Source organism: Streptosporangium sp. NPDC048047 (assembly GCF_040653115.1).
Taxonomy (GTDB): Bacteria; Actinomycetota; Actinomycetes; order Streptosporangiales; family Streptosporangiaceae; genus Streptosporangium.
In genome coordinates this window covers 1-20,837 of the sequence record NZ_JBEZNH010000046.1, presented here as the reverse complement: position 1 = coordinate 20,837, position 20,837 = coordinate 1, and the positions used below count along the sequence as shown (strand labels likewise).

Below are 20,837 nucleotides of genomic sequence, written 5' to 3'. Positions count from 1 at the left end.
TTCCGGCTGCGGGAGCCCGGCGGATCAGGCAAGATCGCTTCTGAACGGTGCGGCGCGGGCGGCGCGGCCCGGAACGGCCCGGTCGCGCGGCCGGCCCGCGGACCGGGACGGACCGGGACGGACGGGGGCGCGCCGGCCGTACGGGCGACGTCCGGCGGAGGCCGGCCACCTCGCGGGGGGAGTGGGAGTTGCGGATAGCCGAGGGCGCGCATCACTGCGGGCTGCCGTGCCGCTGGTGCGGCGGCGGCGGGACCTGGAGCCCGGAGAGGCCCAGCGTCCGGCAGTCGGGGGAGATCGTCTTCGTCCGGGCGGAGGAGGAGTGCCGGATGTGCCTGGGCACGGGGGAGTGCATGCACACCCATCCCGGCGACTCCCCGGACACGCCCATCTAAGGCGATATACGAAAAATTGCCAGGGAATATGATAAATCCGTAAAAGAATGATTTATCGGAAAATGTAGATCATCGGGTTCGTGGAGCCCGTCCGCGGGCCGATACGCTCGCGGCGTGGAACCCGCAGAGATCACCATCGGCGCGCTCCGCCTGCGCCCGTGGCGTCCCGGTGACGCCGGGGCGGTCGCGAAGGCGTTGAGCGACCCCGAGATCCGCCGGTGGACGCGCACGCGAGCGGGCGATCCCGGCCGGTGGATCGCCGACCGGGCCGCCGGATGGGCCGATGGCTCGTCGGCCTCGTTCGCGATCACCGACGCGACGACCGGAGAGGTGCTGGGCCACGTCAGGCTCCGCGTCGGTGACGCCGGAGCGCCGGCCGGCGCAGGGGCCGCCGGGGTGGGCTACTGGATCCTGCCCGCGGCCCGGGGCCGGGGCGCGGCCGCCCACGCGCTGGGCGCGGTCGCGCGGTGGGCGTTCACCCGTACGGACCTGTCCCGGCTGGAGTTGCGGCACTCCGTGGAGAACCCCGCCTCCTGCCGGGTCGCGCAGAAGGCCGGCTTTCCCCTGATGGAGGTGCTGGACGTACCGTTCTGGGGCGACGCCGGGAGCGGCGTCGAACTCCACCTTCATACCCTCGTCCGGGAATGACCTAGTCTGTCGGCCGATGTTCTTCGGTGAGCGGAACGGCGGGCGGGCATGGATGTTCTGACGGCGGCGGCCTTCGCGGGCACCGCGCTGCTGCTGGTGGGCGGGTTCGCCGTGGTCACCCGGCGGCTGCTCGACCTGCGCTTCGGGATCGTCCGCACGCTCATGGCCGGGGGACTGGTGGCCCTGGCCCTCGGGCCGCTGATGAAGGCGTTCTCCGGCGCGGTGGACATCCACGACCAAGGCGTCACGCCGCTGTGGTTCCTGCTGCTCGGCCTGGTCTGCGCGCTGCTGGCCGGGATGGTGTTCCTGGTGGTCGCCGAGGCGCTGGTGCCGCCGGGGTCGCTGCCGGGACCGCTGGAGATCGTCCGGGGGCTGCGCCGCCGCGTCTCCCGCTCGCGCCGCTACCTGCGGATCACCCGGATCCTGGTACGGCACGGCCTCGGCCCCTACCTGCGCGGCAGGGATCCCGACCTCGGCGCGCCCTCCAGCCGGGCGGGCCTGGCCCGGTCGCTGCGCGAGGCACTGGACGACGCCGGGGTCACCTTCGTCAAGCTCGGGCAGATCCTGTCCACCCGCGCCGACCTGCTGCCGGAGGAGTTCGTCGAGGAGCTGCGGCTGCTGCAGGACCGGGCGGCCCGGGCGCCCTGGGCGGAGATCGAGCCGGTGCTGACCGCCGAACTGGGCGGGCCGGTGGAGGAGACCTTCGCCCGCTTCGACCGCGAGCCGCTGGCCGCCGCCTCGATCGCGCAGGTCTACCGCGCCCGGCTGCGCACCGGCGAGGAGGTGGTGGTCAAGGTCCGGCGTCCCGGGATCACCGCCGTGGTCGAGCAGGACCTCGACATCGTCGACCGCCTGGCCAGGACGCTGGAGCGGCGCACCCGATGGGGCCGTGCCTTCGGCGTCGGCGACCTGGCCCGGGGGTTCGCCGTCGCGCTCCGGGAGGAGCTGGACTTCCGCATCGAGACGGCCAACATGGCCGCGGTGGCCGCCGCCTCCGCCGGGGAGCCGGTACGGGTGCCGACGCCGTACCCGGCGCTGTCGGGGCGGCGGGTGCTCGTCATGGAGCGGCTGGAGGGGGTGCCGCTCGGCTCGGCCGCGCCGGAGCGCGGCGAGGAGCTGGCCAGGACCCTCTTCGAGACCCTGCTGCGCCAGGTGATGCTGCACGGCGTCTTCCACGCCGACCCGCACCCGGGCAACCTCATGCTGCTCGACGACGGGCGGCTGGCGCTGCTGGACTTCGGCTCGGTGGGGCGGCTCGACGCCTCGCTGCGCGGCGCGCTGCAACGGCTGCTCGGCGCGCTGGACCGGGGAGACCCGCTCGGGGTGGGCGACGCGCTCCTGGAGGTCGTGCCGCGGCCCGACGAGATCGACGAGCGGGAACTGGAGCGTGAGCTGGGCCGGTTCATGGCCCGCCACCTGGCCGGCGGAGCCGTCCCGGACGCGCGGATGTTCGGCGAGCTGTTCCGGATCGTCTTCGCCCACGGCCTGTCCGTCCCGCCGGAGGTGGCCGCGGTGTTCCGGGCGCTGGCGACGGTCGAGGGCACGCTCGTCAAGATCGCGCCGGGCTTCGACATCGTCGCCGAGGCCCGCGCGTTCTCCACCCGGCATCTGGCCGAGCAGACGGACCCCGGGCGGGTGCGGCAGGCCCTCACCGCGGAGATGCTCGACCTGCTGCCCATGCTGCGGCGCCTGCCCCGCCGGGTGGAGCGGATCGTCGGCGCGGCCGAGAACGGCCGTTTCGGCCTGAACGTGCGGCTGTTCGCCGACGAACGCGACCGGCGGCACGTCACCGGACTGCTCCACCAGGTGCTGGTCACCGTGCTGTCGGCCACCACGGGCCTGATGGCCGCGCTGCTGCTCGGCGCCGGTCCCGGCCCGCGGGTCACCCCCGACGTCGGGCTCCACCAGCTCATCGCCTACAACCTGCTGGTGATCAGCGCGATCCTCGCGCTGCGGGTGCTGGTGGTCGTGTTCCGCCGGGACCGGTGAGCCGGGCGACGGCCGCGATCCCGGCGCCGGCGACGGCCGCGACCAGGGCGCAGACCAGCACGGCGGCGTCGGTCCCCGCCCGCGGGCCCGCGGTGCCGACCACCGCGGCCATGAGCGCCACGCCCAGCGTCGAGCCGACGTAGCGGGCGGTGTTGCCCGCCCCCGACCCCATCCCGGCCCGGTGGGCGGGCACGCTCTCGATCGCCAGCCGGGTGAGCGCCGCGTTGATCAGGCCGCTGCCGACCCCGGCGACGACCATCCCGGCCGCCACCCGGATCCAGGGGGCGTGGGCGGCCGCGTCCAGCAGCACGAGCGTGCCCGCGGCCGACAGCCCCAGTCCCAGCGCCAGGCCGCCACCGCCGCTCAGCGGCAGGCGGCGTGCCTGCAGTGCCGTCAGGAACGAGGTCCCCGACCAGGCGGCGAGCAACGCGGCGCTGCTCAGCGGGGTCATGCCCCGCGAGAGCTGCAGGACGGCGGGGAGGAAGCTCATCAGCCCGACCACGACCGTTCCGACGACGAGCGCCCCGCCGGTGGAGACGGCGAACAGGGGGCGCCGGAACAGCCCCAGGTCGAGCAGGGGGACCCGGCGGCGCCGCTCGACCGCGACGAAGAGGCCCAGCAGCAGCGCCGCCACGGCGAAGGCGACGGCGACGACCGGCCGGTCCCAGCCGGCGCGTCCCTCGGTGACGCCGGTGACCAGCGCGGCCAGGCCCGAGGCCAGTAGGAGGGCGCCGGGCACGTCCGGCGGCCGGCGCGTCGCGGACCGCGACTCCGGCAGCCACCGGGCCCCCAGCAGCGCCAGCGCCACCGAGGCCGCGGCGACCACCCAGTGGACCGCCCGCCAGCTCACCGCGTCGGCCAGGACCCCGGAGAGCAGCGGCCCCACGGCGATGCCCAGGCCGATCATGGCGCCGTAGCGGCCGACGGCCCGCAGGCGCCCGGGGCCGGAGGGGAAGGCGTGCCCGAGGACGCCCAGCCCGCCGGTGAGCACCGCCGCGCTGGCGGCTCCCTGCGCCACCCGGGCGGCGGCGAACATCCCGGTACCGGTCGCCAGGGCCGCCGCGACGGCGGTGGCGGCCAGCGTCCACAATCCGATCAGGTAGACCCGCCGCCGCCCGTAGGTGTCGGCCGCGTCCCCCGCCACCAGCAGCGCCGCAGCCAGGCCCAGCGAGATGCCGTTCAGCAGCCAGGCCGGCCCGGTGGGGCCCGAGCCGAGGTCCCTGGTCATCTGGGGCAGCGTCGTCATGGGCACGGTGTAGTTGACCAGCGCCAGCAGTGGCGCGGCGCAGGCGAGCGCGAGGGTGGGGCCGGGGGCCGGAGCGGCGTCCGGGGCGCGCCCGGGGGCGGCGAGTGCCATGAGGATCCTCCAGGTTCATTCAATGAACTGGCGGAAACCGTAACACGGGTCGGTTCGGTGAATGAACCCACATCGGACGCGCGGCCCCCGGGTTCGGTGAGCGAACTAACATGGGGCCATGGCGCTCGGCAAGAACTACGAAAGACAGGACTGCTCGCTCGCCCGCGCCCTGGAACTCGTCGGGGAGCGCTGGACGCTGCTGGTCGTCCGCGACGCGCTGTACGGCGTGCGCCGCTACAGCGACTTCCTCACCCATCTCGACATACCGCGGGCCGTCCTGTCGCAGCGGCTCCAGACGCTGGTCGACGCCGGGGTGCTGGAGCGGGCCCGATACTCCCAGGCGCCCCCTCGCGAGGAGTACGTCCTCACCGCGATGGGCCGCGAGCTCTGGGACCCGGTGTACCTGCTCTCCCAGTGGGGCGAGAGGCACCTGTCGCAGGAGGGGCCCCGCCGGGTCTTCCACCACCTCACCTGCGGCGTCCGCATCGACCCCCACGGGAACTGCCCCTCGTGCGGCGGGCCTCCCCCGCTGGAGGAGATCGAGATACGGCCCGGCCCCGGCGCCGACCCCTTCCGTGAGGACCCGGTCAGCGTGGCCCTGCGCCGCCCTCACCGGCTGCTCGACCCGCTGCCCGGCTGACCGGCCGCGCCGCCCTCGCCGTGTCCGGACCGGCCGCGTCCGGACACGTCCGGTGCCGGGTTCGCATCGGGACGCGCCGCCGAATGACTGCGGGTAACCGGTTGCCGTCGAACGGCAGGTGGGTATGGCCAGGATCGAACCGGTATCCACACCGGTCACATCGATCATGAATCCGCGCGGGCCCGGTCCACGGGACGCGCGGACGGGTGGGGAGGGGCGGTCCGCCGCTCCCTTCCCGGCGGCGTACGGGCCGTCACCGGCGCAGGCGCGCTCCTCCCCGCGGTGACGGCGCGGGCCGTCGCGAGCGCCGGTCGCGAGGCCGCCCGGCGCCTCGCGACCGGCCGCCGCCGGGGATGTTTGCCATGGCAGGAGGGGGTAGGCGCTTCTCCTGCAGGGAGGAGAGGCATGCCATGACCGACACTCACAGGGAGACCCTGTCCACGGCGGAGCTGGTCCGCCAGCTCTCGCAGGACGTCTCGCGCCTGGTCCGGGACGAGTTGCGCCTGGCCAAGCTCGAACTGACGGAGAAGGGCAGGCACGCCGGGCTCGGCGCCGGGCTGTTCGGCGGAGCGGGAGCCATGGCGTTGTACGGGGGCGGAGCCCTGGTCGCCGCGGCGATCCTGGCCCTCGCCCTGGTCCTGCCGGGCTGGCTGTCCGCGCTGATCGTGGGCGTGGTGCTGCTGGCGGTGGCCGGGATCCTCGGGCTGCTGGGCAAGCAGCAGGTGTCCGAGGCCGGTCCGCCGGCTCCGCGGCACACCATCGAGAGCGTCAAGCACGACATCGACACGGTGAAGGAGAGGGCGCACCGATGACCGAGACCGATCCGGGCAGGGCCGGCCGGGAGAGTGAGGCGGCCGGCGTCACCGGCTCCCGCCGGGAGCCGGTGGGCATGCCGGTGCCGCCGGACGAGAGGCAGTCGCTGGACATCCCGCCGAAGACGCCGTACGCCCCGGTCCCCGGCGCCTCGACGGGCGGGCACATCGGAACGGGCCCCGACGGCGACGCCGGGCCGTCCGCCGCCGTGGCGGGCGCCACCGGAGGGGACGCCGCCGGCGGGCGGTCCGGCGCGGTCGGGACCGGCACGGCGGCGAGCGGGGTGGGCGCGGCCGGTACGGGCACGGCCGGCGTCACCGCGTCCGGGGGGACGATGACCGACGGCAGGGCTCCGGCGCGGAACGACACGCGGGGCGACCGGGGCACGGTCAAGGACACCAAGGAGTCCGTGCGCCGCGACATCGAGAACTCCCGCCGGCAACTGGGTGACACCGTGGAGGCCCTGGTGCAGAAGACCGACGTCAAGGCCCGTGTCAAGCAGGGCGCCGACCGGATGGTCACCAGGGCGCGGGCCGCGGCGCCGGAGGTGGTCGGCCGGGTGAAGGAGAGGGCGCCCGTCCGGCTCAAGGACACGGCGGGCCGGCAACCGGCCGCCCTGGCCGCCGCGGCGGCGGCCGCCCTGGCCGTGCTCGTGCTCCGGTCGCTGCGCCGGAACCGGGCCGGGACCCGGCGGGTCACCGTACGGCGGACGGCCGCGCGACGACGCGGGTGGTAGGGGAGCCGGTCGCGCCCCGGCCCCACCGAGGGCCGGGGCGTGACCGGTCCTGAGGCCGATGGGGCCGGGGCGCGACCGGCCCCGAAGCCGACGGGGGTAGTCTGGCCGCCTCCGGGCGGACGGCGGACCCCCTCCCTTCCGTCCGCCCGGAAACCCTGGGATTCCCGGCGGGCTGAACCGTTCCGGGGCCGCGTCCGTTGTCCTCAGTGCCGATGCAGGCAACCCACCGGCGGGCGGGGCCCCACGGCCCCGCCCGATCGGCAGAACCCCCAGGAGGTCACATGCGCCGTGCTCTCGGACTGGCCGCGGGACTCACCCTCGTCGCGACCGCGCTGTCCCCGGCGTCGTCGGCCGACGCCGGCTGCCTCAGCGCCAGGAAGTGCGAGCGGGAGGCGCTCATCGCCTTCGACCTGACCGTGCGGGGCGCCTCCCGCGCCGCCCCCGGGCGGGAGGTCACCTACGTCCTGGACTACTCCACGACCTGGACGCCGTCCTTCGCCCCCTACTGGGGTTACCAGTGGGTGGGCGGCTCCTTCCCCAAGGGGGCCCGCGGGCCCTCGCGGGCGACGCTGTTCGACACCGCGGGCAGGCGGCTGGCGACCTTCCCCTGCAGGCGGTACGCCGACGGCGTCTGGTGCGAGGCCCGCGGCGGGCTCCCCAGGCAGGGCAGGGTCGTGCTCTCGGCCCGGCTTCCGGCCGGAGCCCACGGCGCGGCCGCGGCGACCCTGGGCTTCGACAGCTTCGACGGGCTCAACGAGCGGGACCACGCGCGGCGGCACACCCGCGCCCAGGCCCGGGCGAAGTTCTGCAACTACCGCTTCAGCCGTACGGTCACCACGAAGGTCTCCTGAGGCCCGGCGGGCGATCCGGGGACGGGTCGCGGGGAGGCGGGGCCGGCGGGGAGAGGGGTCCCGCCGGCCCCGCCCGCCGCGGGTGGCCGGCCGCGGTCAGCGGCGGTGGAGGCGGAAGTAGCCGAACCGCGCCGTGGCCCCGGCGCCTCCCATCGAGACGAGCCCGACGCGCACGTCGGCCCCGGCCGGCAGCGTCCACACGCCGCCGTGGACCCATTCGCGCCCGTCGCGGCTGGTGGCCGCGCGCAGCTCGTGCTCGCCGTCGCGCGGGTCCACGCGGTGGACCAGGCGCAGCCAGGTGGTCTCGGCGGGCGGCCCGACGATCGTGCCGCCGTAGGCGATCCGGCCGGCGTAGGGCATCTCCTTGCCGAACTCGGTCTGGCGGGTGTTCCAGATCGCGGCGTGGACGAGCTTGGCTTAGAGGTCGTCCCCGGCGTAGGCGATCAGGCCGGCCTGCTGGTAGTTGCGGACCGTGTCGGTCCCCAGGTCGATGGTCAGCTTCGTCTCGGCCGTCCAGTCGCCCTCGGGCACGTCGCGCAGCAGCACCGAGGCGGTGTTGTCGTCGCGGTTGAGCTCGGCGGCCTGCGTGGGCCAGCGCAGTTCCCCGTCGCGGAGCGCGCCCTGCGGGGAACGGATCCACGACCAGCCGGGGCCCAGGGCCGTGCCGTCGAACTCGTCGCTGCGGGCGCGGTCCACCGGGCCGGGGACCGGGTCCGGCGCGGGCCGGCGCCGCGGGTCGCGGCGGCCGGGCGCGGGCTGGGGGTCCTCGGAGGCCCAGCGGCCGCCCCGCACGGTCGGCCAGCCGTCGATCCAGTCGAGCCGGTCCATCAGCATGGGCCGCTCGTTGACGCCGTACGGCTCGTCGAGGTAGGGGTCGGAGCGGTCGATGGCGTGGTAGAGCAGCCAGTCCTGGCCCGTGTCGTCGGTCAGGACGGCGTTGTGGCCGGTGCCGACCCAGCGGTTGCCGTTGGGGGCGATGACGATCGTGCCGCCGGCCCGGGAGGTGTTCAGCGGAACACCCTGGCGGTCGAGGTAGGGGCCGGTGATGTCGCGGGAGCGGCCGGCGTAGACGCTGTAGCCGGTCGCCGGGCCCGCGCAGCAGTCGGCGGAGGAGGCGAACAGGTACCAGTAGCCGCCGTGGCGGACCAGGTAGCCGCCTTCGAAGCGGTTGTCGATGGCGATCATGGTGGGCTCGCCTGCGGCGCGCCGTCCGGCGGCGTCGAGCCGAGTGACGAAGACCCCGCCGTAGTAGGAGCCGTAGACGAGGTACTGGGCGCCGTCGGTGTCGACGGCCAGCGCCGGGTCGAAGGTCCACTGGAAGTCGCCCGCGCCGCCGGGGCCCCTGCGGGGCCCGACGACCGGCGCGCCGGAGTCGGTCCAGGGGCCGGCCGGGGTGGGCGCGGTGGCCATGCCGATCGCGTTGTCGTTCGGCTCGCCGGTGACGGTGGTCTGGGTGACCACGTAGTAGAGCCGGTACTCGCGGCCCACCTTGCGGATGTCGGGCGCCCACAGGCTCGCGCCGCCCGCGGCGTCGGCCCAGGAGGGCATGGTCTCCTCGGTGAAGGCGTCGCCGACGTGGGTCCAGTGGACCAGGTCGCGGGAGCGGGAGACGGGCAGCAGGTGGCGGGTGCCCTCGCCCTCCCGGAGGGGGTCGCTGGTGCCGTAGGCGTACCACCAGCCGTCGTCGCCCCGGATGACCGACGGGTCGGCGAAGGTGTCGGCGAAGTCCCGGCTGACCGGGTTGACGTACGTGCCCCGCGGAGTCCGGGCGGGGACGGCGGCGCCCCGGTCCCGGGCGCCGCCCGGCGCCCGGCCGGTGTCCTGGGCGGCGCTCCGGGCCGGGACGGTGCTCCGAGCGGTGTTCTGGGCCGGGACGGCGCTCTGCGGCCGGGTGGCGTCGCGCGGCCGGGTGATGTCTCGCGCCGGGGCGGCGCTGCTTCCGGCCGGGGTGGCGGGGGACGCCGCCAGGAGGCAGGCGGCCCCGGCCGCGACCGCGAGGGCGCGGCGGACGGTTCTGGTGCGCAAGGGGTCTCTCCTCGGTTCCTCGCCCCCGACGATCGTGTCCAGCCGTTTCTACAACGTTGTATTCAACGTTGTAAAGGGTCATTGGGTATTCACTGGTCCGTTCACGTCCATTTCATGATCTACTATGTAAAGTAACGTTGGCCGTACAACGATCCCGGCGGTAGGGTCCGGCACGTGGAACCCCTCGTCGCGGTGCTGGTGGTGACGGTCCTGGTCGGCGTCCCCGCGCTGGTGCTGTGGCGGGTGCTGCGCGGCCGGCGCGAACTGGGCAGCAGCCCGGCCGAGCGGGCCACGTTCGAGACCCTGCACACCGCCTCGCTCGCCGCGCCGCCGCTGCGGGCCGGGCTGACCGAGGCGGGCGCGCAGAAGGCGTCCCGGCACCTGCGCGAGCTGCTCGGCTCCCCGGCGCTGGCGATCACCGACGGGGAGCGGCTGCTGGTCTACGACGGCGAGGGCGACCACCACGCTCCGGACGCGTTCGGGCACGCGGCCAGGACGCTGGCGGGCGGCCGTACCCGGGTGCTGGGGCCGGAGGTCGTCTCGTGCGACATCCCCGAGTGCCCGATCAGGTTCGCCGTGGTGGTGCCGCTCACCACCGACGGCCGGGTGGTGGGGTCGCTGGCGGCCTACGGCGGGCACGCCTCGGCGGGGCTGGTCCGGGCGGCCCACGAGGTGGCGAGCTGGGTGGACTCCCAGCTGGAGCTGGCCGAGCTCGACCGGTCCAGGACGCGGCTGATGGAGGCGGAGGTGCGGGCGCTGCGGGCGCAGATCTCCCCGCACTTCATCTACAACTCGCTGACGACCATCGCGAGCTTCGTGCGTTCGGACCCGGACCGCTCGCGGGACCTGCTGCTGGACTTCGCGGACTTCACCCGGTACTCCTTCCGGCGGCACGGGGAGTTCACCACGCTGGCCGAGGAGCTGCACTCCATCGATCGGTACCTCACCCTGGAGCGGGCCCGGTTCGGCGACCAGCTCCAGGTGACGTTGCGGATCGCCCCGGAGGTGCTGGCGGTGGCGGTGCCGTTCCTGTGTCTTCAGCCGCTGGTGGAGAACGCGGTGCGGCACGGTCTGGAGAGCAAGCCGGGGACCGGGCGCATCGCGATCATCGCGGAGGACGCGGGCGCCGAGTGCCGGATCAGCGTGGAGGACGACGGGGTGGGGATGGATCCGGAGCGGCTGCGCGGGATCCTGGCGGGGGACGCCGAGGAGCGTTCCGGGGCCGGCGGGGTGGGGCTGGCGAACGTGGATGAGCGGCTGCGCCAGGTCTACGGCGACGAGTTCGGTCTGGTCGTGGAGACCGGCAGGGGCGCCGGGACCAAGATCAGTGTGCGGGTTCCCAAGTATCACCCGGGGGTGTCGGCCACCTGAGCCGGGCTCGAGGCCGGGAGCGGTCCTTCCGGAGGTTGGCGGAGAGTGTTGACACCTGATGTCTGGTTCATCACCCTCTAGGGATTCGCATGTGAACGATGTCGAGGGGTGACCGTGACCGGCCTGCGTGTGCTGGCGGTGGACGACGAGCTTCCCGCCCTGGAGGATCTGGCCTACCTGCTGCGGGACGATCCGCGGATCGGCGAGGTCTTCCTGGCCAGGGACGGCGCCGCGGCGCTGCGGGTGCTGGACCGGGCGATCGCCGAGGGGCGGCCGGTGGACGCGGTGTTCCTGGACATCCGGATGCGGGGGCTGGACGGGGTGGTGCTGGGCAGGTTGCTGTCGCAGTTCGCCAACCCGCCGCGGGTGGTGTTCGTGACGGCGTACGAGGAGCACGCGGTCGACGCGTTCGAGATCAAGGCCGAGGACTACCTGTTGAAGCCGGTGCGGCCGGAGCGGCTGGCGGAGGCGATCCGGCGGGTGTGCGTGGCGGCGGAGCTGCCGGACGGGGACGGTGCGGGCCGGGCCGAGCCGGAGACGATCCCGGTGGAGCTGGGGGGCGTCACCCGGTTCGTGTCCAGCGCCGAGGTGCGTTACGTGGAGGCGCAGGGCGACTACGCGCGGCTGCACACGGCCGCGGGCAGTCATCTGGTGCGCATCTCGCTGGCCACGCTGGAGGAGCGCTGGTCGGCGGCGGGGTTCGTACGGGTGCACCGCAGCCATCTGGTGGCGGTCAAGCATATCGACGAGCTGCACATCGAGTCGGGCCGGTGTGTGGTGCGGGTGGGCGGCAGTGAGATCCCGGTCAGCCGCCGGCACACGCGTGAGCTGCGTGATCTGCTGGTCCGCCGGGCCCGCCGGGGCAGGGGCGAATGAGCAGGGACGGCAGGGACGCCGAGCCGCGGGAGGAGGCCGAGCCGCGGCGGCGGATGGCCGAGCGGTTCACCCGGGCGGTGGACCGGGTGGGCAGGGATGCCCGGGAGGGCCGGGAGGGGGAGCGGCCGCGGCGGGAGCGGGAGGCCGAGCGGCCGCGCCGGGAGGTGGTGACCAGCCCGCGGACCACCGCGGCCCGGCATCCGCGGTATCCGGCGACGCGGGAGATCGACGAGCAGACGCGGCTGGGCGAGGTCTACATGAGGTCGCTGGTGCGGACGCAGTTCCGGCTGGCGTTGTTCGTCTGCACGGTGCTGGGGTGCGTGGCCGGCGGGTTGCCGCTGCTGTTCATGCTGGTTCCTGAACTGGGCGCGGCGCGTCTTCTCGGGGTGCCGGTGCCGTGGGCGCTGCTGGCGGGGCTGGTCTACCCGGGGTTCGTGGCCGGGGCGTGGCTGTACGTGCGGCAGGCCGAGCGTTACGAGCGGCACTTCGCCGAGCTGGTGGACCGGCCGGACGGGCGCGACGGGCGGCTTTCCGCCGAGCCGGCGGACCGGGCGGGCGGGCGTGAGGCGGATGAGGGGGCGGATCCGGCCGCGGAGCCGGTCACGGGCCCGGCTGCCGATCCGGTCGCGGGTCCCGGGACGGGCCGGGCGGGCGGCCGGTGAACGCGGCGTACGGTGTGACGGCCGTGGTCCTGGTGATGCTGGCCGCGGTGCTCATCGGGACGTTCGGGGTGCGGCTGTCGCGGACCACCTCGGACTTCTACGTCGCCTCCCGGACGGTCTCGCCGCTGTGGAACGCCTCGGCGATCGGCGGGGAGTACCTGTCGGCGGCGAGCTTCCTGGGGGTCGCCGGGCTGATCCTCACCTACGGCGTGGACATGCTGTGGCTGCCGGTGGGGTGGACGGGCGGGTACCTGGTGCTGCTGGTGCTGGTCTCGGCGCCGCTGCGCCGTTCGGGGGCCTACACGCTGCCGGACTTCGCCGAGGCGCGGCTGGAGTCGATGGCGGTGCGGCGGCTGGCCGGGGTGCTGGTGGTGCTGATCGGGTGGCTGTATCTGATGCCGCAGTTCCAGAGCGCGGGTCTGGTGCTGCGGGCCATCACCGGCGCGCCGGAGTGGATGGGCGGGTCGCTGGTGGCCGTGGTGGTGGCGGTCAACGTGGTGTCGGGCGGCATGCGGTCGATCACCTTCGTGCAGGCGTTCCAGTACTGGCTGAAGCTGACCGCGCTGGCCGTTCCGGTGGTGTTCCTGCTGGTGGCGTGGCGGGCGGACGGCACCCCGGGCCTGAGCGCGGGTGACGCGGCGACCTGGGCGCTGCCGCTGGCCAGCGGCAAGGAGTACGGCCTGTACTCGACGTACTCGCTGATCCTGGCGACGTTCCTGGGCACGATGGGGCTGCCGCACGTGCTGGTGCGGTTCTACACCAACCCCGACGGGCGGGCGGCGCGCCGTACGACGCTGGTGGTGCTGTCCCTGCTGGGGGTGTTCTACCTGCTGCCGGCGGTCTACGGCGCGCTGGGGCGGGTCTACGCGCCGGAGCTGTCGGGCGGTGACACGGTGGTGCTGGCGCTGCCCGGGCGGGTTGTCGGGGGAGTGGTGGGCGACCTGCTGGGGGCGCTGGTCACGGCGGGGGCGTTCGCGGCGTTCCTGTCGACCTCCTCGGGGCTGACGGTGTCGGTGGCGGGGGTGATCGGCCAGGACATCCTCAAGGGCGGGGTGCGCTCGTTCCGCGCGGCGGCGGTGGTGGCGGTGGTGGTTCCGCTGGGCCTGGCGACGTGGGCGCGCACGCTGCCGGTGGCCGACGTGGTGGGGCTGGCGTTCGCGGTGGCGGCCTCCTCCTTCTGCCCGCTGCTGGTGCTGGGCATCTGGTGGCGGCGGCTGACCTCGGCCGGGGCGATGGCCGGGCTGCTGGCGGGCGGCGGGCTGGCGTGCGGGGCGGTGCTGCTGACGATCGGCGGCGGCCCGCACACCGGGCTGGCCGGGGCGTTGCTGGCGCAGCCGGCGGCGTGGACGGTGCCGGTGGCGTTCGGGGTGATGATCGTGGTCTCGCTGCTGACGCCGGGCCGCATCCCGCCGGGGGTGGCGCGCACGATGGTGCGCCTGCACACCCCCGAGACCCTCAACCTGGACCGGGGCGACTGGCGGCCCCGTTCTTCCTGACGGGGCCCGGCTCGCGGGTCTCCACCGCGATCTCGTTCCCTCTGACGAGGCCCGGCCCGGTGTGGGCCGGCGCCGGGCCTCCGCCACGATCCCCTCTCTCTCCCCGATCGGAGGCCGGAGACCGGTGGTTCCGATGGTTCCGGGGTCGCGCCGGGCCCCGTGGCCCCCGATCCGGACAGGGGCGGCCGGATGTCCCCGCCGCCCTTGACGCGGATCATGACGTGTGAAGAAATGATCGGAAAGGGTCCGTTTCGAGGTGGGGAGCGTGCGATGGGGAACAGCAACTCCAACGGCCGGTGCCTCACCGGGGAGGACGGCTTCCAGTTGGAGGCGTCCTTCTCCTTCAGCCCCGCCGAGGCGCTTCTCCTCGATGAGTTCTTCTCCGTGCGGTTCGCGCCCGGCGTGCTCGCCGGCGCCCGCTGACGGCCGGTGGCGCGCGCCCAGCGGGAGCGTGAGACCGGCCTGACGGAGGCGTTGTCCGTCATCGAGGAGATGTTCGCCGGCTTCGGCCTGTCGGCGGAGTTCGTCTCCGCCGGCTCGCCGGAGTTCCCCGTCCATCGCTGCACCGTCCGTGACCGGTCGGGGAGGGTCGTGACGGCGTCCCTGGGCAAGGGGGCCGGCGCGCAGAGCAGGGTGAGTGCGATGTTCGAGGCGTGGCAGCACCTCGAACACGATCGGGGGCAGGCCGCGCTCGCCCGGGACGCCGGCCGGGTGCGGGTGCTGCCGGTGGAGGCCGTGGTGGCCCAGCCGGAGCTGCGCGGCGAGGAGATGATCCATCGCCTCGCCCGTGACCATCCCGGTGTCGCGGTGGCCTGCCTGCGGGCCGAGCCGCTGGGGGAGCCGCCGGGGGAGCCGTCGCGGGTGTCCGGGCTGGTCGCCGGTCCCGGGCGGGCCGGGGCCGCGTCGTCTCCCGCGGGAGGTTCCTCCCCGGGGCGGCCGGCGATCTGGTATCCGGCCTTCGCCCGGTCGCCGTCCTGCCGCAGCCATCCCGTTCCCGGTGACGACCTGTGCTACGAGTCGTATCTGCGGTACGCCTACGACAGCGGCACGGCCGCCGGGACGACCGAGACCGAGGCCGTCCTGCACGGGCTGCTGGAGGTCGTCGAGCGGGACGCCCTGTCGCACGCCCTGCTCGACTGGTATCTCGACGCGGACACGCCGATCCGGGTCGTCGACCCGGATGGGCTGCCGGGTGACCTGCGTCGCCTGCACGCCGAGGCGCGGACGCGCCTCGGGGCGCCGCCGCTGGTCATCGACATGACCTCCGACCTGGGAATCCCCGCCTACTGTGCGCTCCCCTCCCGGGCCGGACCGTACCCCGGGGTGATCGGCTCGGGGGCCTCGCTGGATCCGGAGTACGCGGTGGAGCGCGCGTTGAGCGAGGTGGTCCAGTCGTCGTTCAACATGTCGCTCGGGGTGGATCTGACCCTGGCGCGCAGGCTGGAGAGCCTACGGCGCTGGCCGCTGCTGGAGCGGTGCGCGCGGCTGGATCCCGAGCCGCTGGGCCCGCGCCTGGTGGCCGGTGTCTGGCCGGGCGGAGAGCCGGGCGGTGAGCCGAGCGGTGTCCGGCCGGGCGGTGTCCGGCCGGGCGGAGAGGAGAGCCGGTCGGGCGCGGCAGGCGAGGCGGATCGGACGGCGGGTGATCACCTGACGGAGCGGGAGCGCATGGGCGAGCGGTTCGAACGACGGCGGAGCGTGGCCGGGCAGGTCGCCGAGATCCTCGGGCGGCTGGAGGCCGCGGGATTCGCCGCCTACGCCTTCCGCTGGAATCCCGGGCGGGCCCGCTGCCCGGTGCTCACCGTGATCGTTCCCGGTCTGGACGCGTTCGCGATGGTGCACAGCGCCGTCCCGGTGCTGCCGACGGGACGGGCCGCGCGGCGGCTCGCCGGTAAGCGGTGATGCGCGCGGCCCTGCGCGACCGGCGGTTCCGGATCGTCTACTTCGCGATGGTCGTCAGCCTGCTGGGGGACGCGTCGCTGCTGCTGATCCCGGCGGTCCTGGCGAAGAAGCTCACCGGCTCCGACGGCGCCGCCGGGCTGACCCTGTTCTTCTTCACCGCGCCGCTGTGCCTGTCGCCGCTGCTCGGATATGTGATCGACCGGGTGGACCGCAGGAGGTTCCTGGTCGCGACCTGCCTGCTGGCGGCCATGGCGATCACCCCGCTCGCCGCCGTGACCGGGCGCGACACCTTCTGGCTGGTCTATCCGGTCTCGGCCGCCATGGGGCTCTCGTACGCCGCGACGTCCGGGGCGCTCGGCGGGCTGCTGAAGGCCATCCTGCCGGCGGAGGCACTCGCCGGGGCCAACGGGGCGCTGCAGACCGCCCGGCAGGGGCTGCGCCTGGTGGGGCCGCTGTTCGGCATGGCCGTCTACGCGGTATGGGGAATCGGCGCGGTGGTGCTGTTCGACGTCGTCACCTTCGCGGTGGCCGCCGCGGCCTTCGCGTCGCTGTCCGCGCCGCCGCCGCCGCCGGCGCCGGCCGCTCCGCGGGGCCGGCCACGGGACGAGTTCCTGGCCGGTGCCCGGCACCTGGCCGGTGATCCGTTGCTGCGCCGTACCGTGACGGCGTTCTGCATGATGTTCGCGATCGCGGGCGCCACCGAGTCGCTGATCTTCGCGGTCATCGAGCACGGCCTGGGCCGGCCGCCGGAGTTCACCGCGGTCACCTCCACCGCCATGGGCGTCGGCGCGATCGCCGGTGGCCTGGGCGCGGCGGCGGTGATCGCCCGTTACGGCGAGTTGTTCGCGGTCGGCGCCGGCATCGCCCTGTACGGCGTGGCCGTGCTGCTGTGGATGGTGCCCGCCGGGGTGGTCGTGCTCGCCGCGATGGCGGCGGGGGGCGCCGGGCTGACGCTGGCGGGCGTGGCCGAGGCGACGCTGACGCAGCGGCGCAGCCCCGGTCATCTGGTCGGGAGGGTCTCGGCCGCCTTCGACGCGGTCGCCGGCGCCGTTCAGCTGGCGTCCCTGGCGGCGGGGGCGGTGCTGGTGTCGCTCTTCGACCACCGGGTCCTGCTGGGCGTGGTGGGGGTGACGGTGTGCCTGGCCGGGGCGCACGCTCTGCGGGCCCGGTCCATGGGGTCCTCGGCCGCGCGTCCGAGCGCCGTCTGACCGGGCCTCCCGTGGAGGGCCGGTCAGGCCGGTTGCCGGGTGGCGCGGTATCCGGAGGGGGAGACGCCGTAGCGGGCGACGAAGGCCTGGCGCAGGGTCTCGGCGGTGCCGAAGCCGCAGCGGGCCGCCACGGCGGCCACCGGCAGGGAGGTGGAGGTCAGCAGGTGGGCGGCGGCTTCGGTGCGGGCCTGCCGTACGAAACGGCCGGGGGTCTGTCCGAGGTGCCGCAGGAACAGGCGGGTCAGGTGCCGCTCGCTGACGCCGGCGACGGCCGCCAGCGTCGCGGCCGACAGGTCGGCGGCCGGGTCGGCGGTGATCTGCGCGACGATCCGTTTGACGAGGGTGTCCTCGGGCGACGGGGCGGCGGTGAACATGCTCATCTGCGCCTGGTCGCCGGGGCGTTGCAGGTAGGTCACCAGGTAGCGGGCCACCCGCCGGGCCAGTTCGGCGCCGTTGTCCTCCTCGATGAAGGCGAGCGTGAGGTCCAGTGCGCTGGTGACGCCGGCCGCGGTGGCGGTGTCGCCGTCGCGGATGAAGATCGGTGCGGGGTCGACGGTGACCTCCGGGTGGCGGGAGGCCAGGCGGTGGGCCCACTGCCAGTGGGTGGTGGCGCGCCGGCCGTTCAGCAGGCCGGCGGCGGCCAGGACGCTGCTGCCGGTGCAGACCGACGCGATCCGGCGGCTGTCGCGGGCCAGGCGGCGGACGTGGGCGAGGATCAGCCGGTTGGCGGCGGCGGCCTCGTGCCCGATGCCGCCGGAGACGATGACGGTGTCCAGGGGCCCGTTCACCCGTTCCAGGGCCTCCTGTGCCTGGAGTACCAGGCCGGTGCCGCAGGTGACGGGGTGGCCGCCGGGGGTGGCCAGGCGCACGCGGTAGGCGGGCGCGGCGCCCGCCAGGTTGGCGATCTCCAGGGGCGTGGTCACGCAGGCCATGTCGAGGAGCTCGGCTCCGTCGTAGCCGATGACCGTGATGCGCCGTTCGCTCATGGGAGGGACCTTATGAGTTGATCGCCGGTTCGGAGGACATTATGCCCAAGTTTCCGGACATATACCCCCTCCGGGTTCCGGCAGGAGGCCGATCCGGCCGCACAGTGGAGCCATGAACGACACCGCATCCCCCGCCCGTCCCTCCTGGGGCCGCTTCGCCCGCCACTACGCCGAGATGGTCGTCGCCATGTTCGCCGGGATGCTCCTCCTCGGACTGGCGCTGGACGCCGCCGGGCTGGGCCTGTCCCACGCCGAGCACCCCGAGGCGGCGTACCTGGTGATGGCGGTGAACATGTCCGTCGGCATGGCCGTGTGGATGCGCTACCGCGGCCACGGCTGGGCGAGCACCCTGGAGATGTGCGCCGCCATGTTCGTGCCGGTGGTGCCGCTCTTCCCGCTGCTGTGGGCCGGCGTCATCGGCGCCGGGACCATGATGACGGCGGCGCACGTGGCGATGTTCCCCCTCATGCTCGCCGCGATGCTGTGGCGCCGCGACGAGTACGCCGGCTGCCACGCCCCCGCCGGAACCGTCGTCCCCGCCTCCGCCGAGGCCGTCGCCGTCTCCGCCCCTGCCGTCCCCGCGGCCCCCGCCGGCTCCACCGCCACGGCCGATTGAGGGTACGGCGGACCGTTCGGCGCAGGGATCGCACCGTTCATCGCGGGCCGTGACCGGTTGAACGCCGTCCGGCGGCGGCTGGGCGAAGAGTCCGCCGCCGGGTCTCCTCGCCGGAGAACCCCTCCTCCTACGTTGTCGGTGACCCAGATCACATGCGTGGGAGGTCCGGTGACCACCAGACAACATGATTCATCCCTATATGAACAGATCCAGAGTGAGGAGCGGTTCCAGGAGCTGAAGCGGCGCTTCCGGGCGTGGGTGTTCCCGATGACCGCGGTGTTCCTGGTGTGGTACCTGCTGTACGTCGTGTTGTCGGCCTGGGCGCGCGGTTTCATGGGCACGAAGGTCTTCGGCAACATCAACGTGGCGCTGATCTTCGGCCTGCTGCAGTTCGTCTCGACGTTCCTCATCGCCTGGGCCTACTCCCGGCACGCCGCCGCGAAGCTCGACCCCCTGGCCGACGAGATCCGCCACGAGGCGGAGGGCGGCGCCGACATGGCCGGGACCGTAGCGGCCGGGACCGGAGTGGCCGGGGCCGAGGCGAAGGACGGGACCGACGTGAAGGGCGGCGCCGAATGAGCCACCAGACGCTTTCCACGATCCTGTTCCTGCTCTTCGTCGCGATCACGCTGGGCATCACCTTCCGGGCCAGCCGCAGCACCAAGGACGCCGCGGGCTTCTACGCCGGCAACCGGTCCTTCAGCGGCGCGCAGAACGGCCTGGCGATCGGCGGCGACTACATGTCGGCCGCGAGCTTCCTGGGCATCGCCGGCACCATCGCGCTGTCGGGCTACGACGGCTTCCTGTACTCGATCGGCTTCCTGGTCGCCTGGCTCGTGGCGCTGCTGCTGGTCGCCGAGCTGATGCGCAACTCCGGCAAGTTCACCATGGCCGACGTGCTGGCCTTCCGGATGAGCCCGCGCCCGGTGCGCACCGCGGCGGGCGTCTCCACCATCGTGGTGTCGATCTTCTACCTGCTGGCCCAGATGGTCGGCGCGGGCGCGCTGGTCGGCCTGCTGCTCGGCGTCACCTCCCCGGCGGGCAAGGCGCTCACCATCGTCGCCGTGGGCCTGCTGATGATCGTCTACGTGGTCGTCGGCGGCATGAAGGGCACCACCTGGGTGCAGATCGTCAAGGCCGTGCTGCTCATGGGCGGCGCGACCCTGATCACCCTGCTGGTGCTCGGCAAGTACGGGTTCAACCTCTCCGGCCTGCTCGGCGACGCCGCCGCGCAGAGCGGCAAGGGCGAGGCGTTCCTCAACCCGGGCGGCAAGTACGGCACTGCCGCGCAGGGCCTGGCCGGCAAGCTCGACCTGATCAGCCTGGGCCTGGCGCTGGTGCTGGGCACCGCGGGCCTGCCGCACATCCTGATCCGCTTCTACACCGTCCCCACCGCCAAGGAGGCCCGCAAGTCGGTGCTGTGGGGCATCGGCATCATCGGCGTCTTCTACCTGCTGACCCTCGTGCTGGGCTTCGGCGCGGCGGCGCTGGTCGGCGGCAAGGCCATCGCCGCGCAGGACAAGGCGGGCAACACCGCCGCGCCGATGCTCGCCGAGGCGATCGGCCGGGCCGTCTTCGGCGAGGTCGGCGGCACGATCCTGCTGGCGGTGATCGCCGCGGTCGCCTTCGCGACGATCCTGGCGGTCGTCGCCGGACTGACGCTGGCCTCCTCCTCCAGCTTCGCCCACGACCTGTACGCGCACGTCTTCAAGCGCGGCCAGACCACCGACCGGGAGGAGATCGCGGTCGCCCGGATCGCCGCCTTCGTCATCGGCGCCGTCGCCATCGGCCTGGGCATCCTCGCCCAGAAGCAGAACGTGGCGTTCCTGGTGGCGCTGGCCTTCGCGGTCGCCGCCTCGGGCAACCTGCCGGCGATCCTCTACAGCCTGTTCTGGCGCCGGTTCAACACCTCCGGCGCGGTCTGGTCGATCTACGGCGGCCTGGCCTCGGCCCTGCTGCTGGTGATCTTCTCACCGGTCGTGTCGGGCGCGGAGACCTCGCTGATCCCGGGCGCGGACTTCTCCTGGTTCCCGCTCAGCAACCCCGGCCTGGTCTCGATCCCGCTGGGCTTCCTGTTCGGCTACCTCGGGACCGTGCTCAGCAAGGAGCACAACGCCGCCAAGTACGCCGAGATCGAGGTCCGCTCGCTCACCGGCGTCGGCGCGGAGAAGGCCGTCCAGCACTGACCGCGCCGCGGGGCCCGGCGGGTCCCGCGGCGTCGAAGTTCAGGTACAGCTTGATCCGGGCCTTCTCCTCGGCGGAGAGGCTGTCC

At 74.1% G+C, this 20,837-nt stretch carries 21 protein-coding genes; 17 read left to right on the top strand and 4 right to left on the bottom strand.

From position 1 onward, the window contains the following. Nucleotides 1-188 precede the first annotated feature (188 nt). The 3 genes from AB0D67_RS29560 to AB0D67_RS29550 all read left to right on the top strand — a co-directional run bounded on the left by AB0D67_RS29560 (nt 189) and on the right by AB0D67_RS29550 (nt 3,029). Nucleotides 189-392: a hypothetical protein gene (locus AB0D67_RS29560; protein WP_362943110.1), complete on the top strand. Its 204-nt coding sequence runs from the start codon at nt 189-191 to the stop codon at nt 390-392. 114 nt (nt 393-506) lie between these two features. Further along, a complete protein-coding gene (locus AB0D67_RS29555; RefSeq protein ID WP_362943107.1) occupies nt 507-1,040 on the top strand; it encodes a GNAT family N-acetyltransferase in 534 nt (177 codons plus the stop codon). Between the two features lie 48 nt (nt 1,041-1,088). Continuing rightward, nucleotides 1,089-3,029: an AarF/UbiB family protein gene (locus AB0D67_RS29550; RefSeq protein ID WP_362943104.1), complete on the top strand. Its 1,941-nt coding sequence runs from the start codon at nt 1,089-1,091 to the stop codon at nt 3,027-3,029. On the opposite strand, the gene AB0D67_RS29545 is transcribed toward AB0D67_RS29550, so the two are convergent. Then, nucleotides 2,974-4,386: an MFS transporter gene (locus AB0D67_RS29545; protein ID WP_362943101.1), complete on the bottom strand. Its 1,413-nt coding sequence runs from the start codon at nt 4,384-4,386 to the stop codon at nt 2,974-2,976. The two genes, AB0D67_RS29550 and AB0D67_RS29545, sit on opposite strands and share 56 nt — an antisense overlap. Before the next feature lie 118 nt (nt 4,387-4,504). Between AB0D67_RS29545 and AB0D67_RS29540 the strand changes: the two genes are divergently transcribed. The 4 genes from AB0D67_RS29540 to AB0D67_RS29525 all read left to right on the top strand — a co-directional run bounded on the left by AB0D67_RS29540 (nt 4,505) and on the right by AB0D67_RS29525 (nt 7,426). Next, on the top strand, nt 4,505-5,026 hold the full coding sequence (locus tag AB0D67_RS29540) for a helix-turn-helix domain-containing protein (protein ID WP_362943098.1): 522 nt from the start codon (nt 4,505-4,507) through the stop codon (nt 5,024-5,026). 410 nt (nt 5,027-5,436) lie between these two features. Further along, on the top strand, nt 5,437-5,838 hold the full coding sequence (locus tag AB0D67_RS29535; protein WP_362943095.1) for a phage holin family protein: 402 nt from the start codon (nt 5,437-5,439) through the stop codon (nt 5,836-5,838). Then, on the top strand, nt 5,835-6,575 hold the full coding sequence (locus tag AB0D67_RS29530; RefSeq protein ID WP_362943092.1) for a DUF3618 domain-containing protein: 741 nt from the start codon (nt 5,835-5,837) through the stop codon (nt 6,573-6,575). Before AB0D67_RS29535 ends, AB0D67_RS29530 begins: the two co-directional genes overlap by 4 nt. Nucleotides 6,576-6,856: 281 nt before the next feature. Continuing rightward, nucleotides 6,857-7,426 (top strand): hypothetical protein, encoded by a 570-nt coding sequence (locus AB0D67_RS29525; RefSeq protein ID WP_362943089.1) that lies wholly within the window; start codon nt 6,857-6,859, stop codon nt 7,424-7,426. Between the two features lie 96 nt (nt 7,427-7,522). Here AB0D67_RS29525 and AB0D67_RS29520 read toward each other — a convergent pair whose 3' ends face one another. After that, complete coding sequence (locus AB0D67_RS29520; RefSeq protein WP_362943086.1) at nt 7,523-7,786, bottom strand: hypothetical protein; 264 nt, start codon at nt 7,784-7,786, stop codon at nt 7,523-7,525. A 57-nt stretch (nt 7,787-7,843) separates the two neighbouring features. Further along, nucleotides 7,844-9,451, bottom strand: a complete 1,608-nt coding sequence (locus AB0D67_RS29515) for a family 43 glycosylhydrolase (protein WP_362943083.1) — start codon at nt 9,449-9,451, stop codon at nt 7,844-7,846. A gap of 174 nt (nt 9,452-9,625) precedes the next feature. Between AB0D67_RS29515 and AB0D67_RS29510 the strand changes: the two genes are divergently transcribed. The 7 genes from AB0D67_RS29510 (at nt 9,626) to AB0D67_RS29480 (ending at nt 16,963) form a co-directional block, all read left to right on the top strand. Next, nucleotides 9,626-10,822: a histidine kinase gene (locus AB0D67_RS29510; protein ID WP_362943080.1), complete on the top strand. Its 1,197-nt coding sequence runs from the start codon at nt 9,626-9,628 to the stop codon at nt 10,820-10,822. A gap of 114 nt (nt 10,823-10,936) precedes the next feature. Beyond that, complete coding sequence (locus tag AB0D67_RS29505; protein WP_362943077.1) at nt 10,937-11,698, top strand: LytTR family DNA-binding domain-containing protein; 762 nt, start codon at nt 10,937-10,939, stop codon at nt 11,696-11,698. Further along, nucleotides 11,695-12,360, top strand: coding sequence for a hypothetical protein (locus AB0D67_RS29500; RefSeq protein WP_362943074.1), 666 nt, complete (start codon nt 11,695-11,697; stop codon nt 12,358-12,360). Before AB0D67_RS29505 ends, AB0D67_RS29500 begins: the two co-directional genes overlap by 4 nt. A gap of 35 nt (nt 12,361-12,395) precedes the next feature. Further along, entirely contained in the window at nt 12,396-13,856 is a 1,461-nt protein-coding gene (locus AB0D67_RS29495) for a cation acetate symporter (protein WP_362943224.1), read from the top strand. A gap of 270 nt (nt 13,857-14,126) precedes the next feature. Continuing rightward, entirely contained in the window at nt 14,127-14,279 is a 153-nt protein-coding gene (locus AB0D67_RS29490) for a hypothetical protein (RefSeq protein ID WP_362943071.1), read from the top strand. A 6-nt stretch (nt 14,280-14,285) separates the two neighbouring features. Next, nucleotides 14,286-15,755, top strand: coding sequence for a YcaO-like family protein (locus tag AB0D67_RS29485; RefSeq protein WP_362943068.1), 1,470 nt, complete (start codon nt 14,286-14,288; stop codon nt 15,753-15,755). After that, nucleotides 15,755-16,963, top strand: a complete 1,209-nt coding sequence (locus AB0D67_RS29480) for an MFS transporter (protein WP_362943065.1) — start codon at nt 15,755-15,757, stop codon at nt 16,961-16,963. The genes AB0D67_RS29485 and AB0D67_RS29480 overlap by 1 nt, the downstream gene beginning before the upstream one ends. Nucleotides 16,964-16,986: 23 nt before the next feature. On the opposite strand, the gene AB0D67_RS29475 is transcribed toward AB0D67_RS29480, so the two are convergent. After that, nucleotides 16,987-17,949 carry a helix-turn-helix domain-containing protein gene (locus AB0D67_RS29475; protein ID WP_362943062.1) on the bottom strand — a complete coding sequence of 321 codons (963 nt, stop codon included), beginning with the start codon at nt 17,947-17,949 and terminating at the stop codon, nt 16,987-16,989. Nucleotides 17,950-18,061: 112 nt separating this feature from the next. On the opposite strand from AB0D67_RS29475, the gene AB0D67_RS29470 reads away from it, so the two are divergent. From AB0D67_RS29470 to AB0D67_RS29460, 3 genes are all read left to right on the top strand, one after another. Beyond that, on the top strand, nt 18,062-18,565 hold the full coding sequence (locus AB0D67_RS29470; RefSeq protein ID WP_362943059.1) for a hypothetical protein: 504 nt from the start codon (nt 18,062-18,064) through the stop codon (nt 18,563-18,565). A 168-nt stretch (nt 18,566-18,733) separates the two neighbouring features. Further along, on the top strand, nt 18,734-19,144 hold the full coding sequence (locus AB0D67_RS29465; protein WP_362943056.1) for a DUF485 domain-containing protein: 411 nt from the start codon (nt 18,734-18,736) through the stop codon (nt 19,142-19,144). After that, on the top strand, nt 19,141-20,751 hold the full coding sequence (locus AB0D67_RS29460) for a cation acetate symporter (RefSeq protein WP_362943053.1): 1,611 nt from the start codon (nt 19,141-19,143) through the stop codon (nt 20,749-20,751). Before AB0D67_RS29465 ends, AB0D67_RS29460 begins: the two co-directional genes overlap by 4 nt. The last annotated feature ends 86 nt before the right edge of the window (nt 20,752-20,837 follow it).

Excerpts from the sequence above, each read along its gene's own strand:
- AB0D67_RS29550 (WP_362943104.1), top strand. The coding sequence starts at position 1,089 with ATGGATGTTCTGACGGCGGCGGCCTTCGCGGGCACCGCGCTGCTGCTG.
- AB0D67_RS29545 (WP_362943101.1), bottom strand. The coding sequence starts at position 4,386 with ATGGCACTCGCCGCCCCCGGGCGCGCCCCGGACGCCGCTCCGGCCCCC.
- AB0D67_RS29540 (WP_362943098.1), top strand. The coding sequence starts at position 4,505 with ATGGCGCTCGGCAAGAACTACGAAAGACAGGACTGCTCGCTCGCCCGC.
- AB0D67_RS29535 (WP_362943095.1), top strand. The coding sequence starts at position 5,437 with ATGACCGACACTCACAGGGAGACCCTGTCCACGGCGGAGCTGGTCCGC.
- AB0D67_RS29530 (WP_362943092.1), top strand. The coding sequence starts at position 5,835 with ATGACCGAGACCGATCCGGGCAGGGCCGGCCGGGAGAGTGAGGCGGCC.
- AB0D67_RS29525 (WP_362943089.1), top strand. The coding sequence starts at position 6,857 with ATGCGCCGTGCTCTCGGACTGGCCGCGGGACTCACCCTCGTCGCGACC.
- AB0D67_RS29520 (WP_362943086.1), bottom strand. The coding sequence starts at position 7,786 with ATGCCCTACGCCGGCCGGATCGCCTACGGCGGCACGATCGTCGGGCCG.
- AB0D67_RS29500 (WP_362943074.1), top strand. The coding sequence starts at position 11,695 with ATGAGCAGGGACGGCAGGGACGCCGAGCCGCGGGAGGAGGCCGAGCCG.
- AB0D67_RS29495 (WP_362943224.1), top strand. The coding sequence starts at position 12,396 with ATGCTGGCCGCGGTGCTCATCGGGACGTTCGGGGTGCGGCTGTCGCGG.
- AB0D67_RS29490 (WP_362943071.1), top strand. The coding sequence starts at position 14,127 with ATGGGGAACAGCAACTCCAACGGCCGGTGCCTCACCGGGGAGGACGGC.
- AB0D67_RS29480 (WP_362943065.1), top strand. The coding sequence starts at position 15,755 with ATGCGCGCGGCCCTGCGCGACCGGCGGTTCCGGATCGTCTACTTCGCG.
- AB0D67_RS29475 (WP_362943062.1), bottom strand. The coding sequence starts at position 17,949 with ATGAGCGAACGGCGCATCACGGTCATCGGCTACGACGGAGCCGAGCTC.
- AB0D67_RS29470 (WP_362943059.1), top strand. The coding sequence starts at position 18,062 with ATGAACGACACCGCATCCCCCGCCCGTCCCTCCTGGGGCCGCTTCGCC.
- AB0D67_RS29460 (WP_362943053.1), top strand. The coding sequence starts at position 19,141 with ATGAGCCACCAGACGCTTTCCACGATCCTGTTCCTGCTCTTCGTCGCG.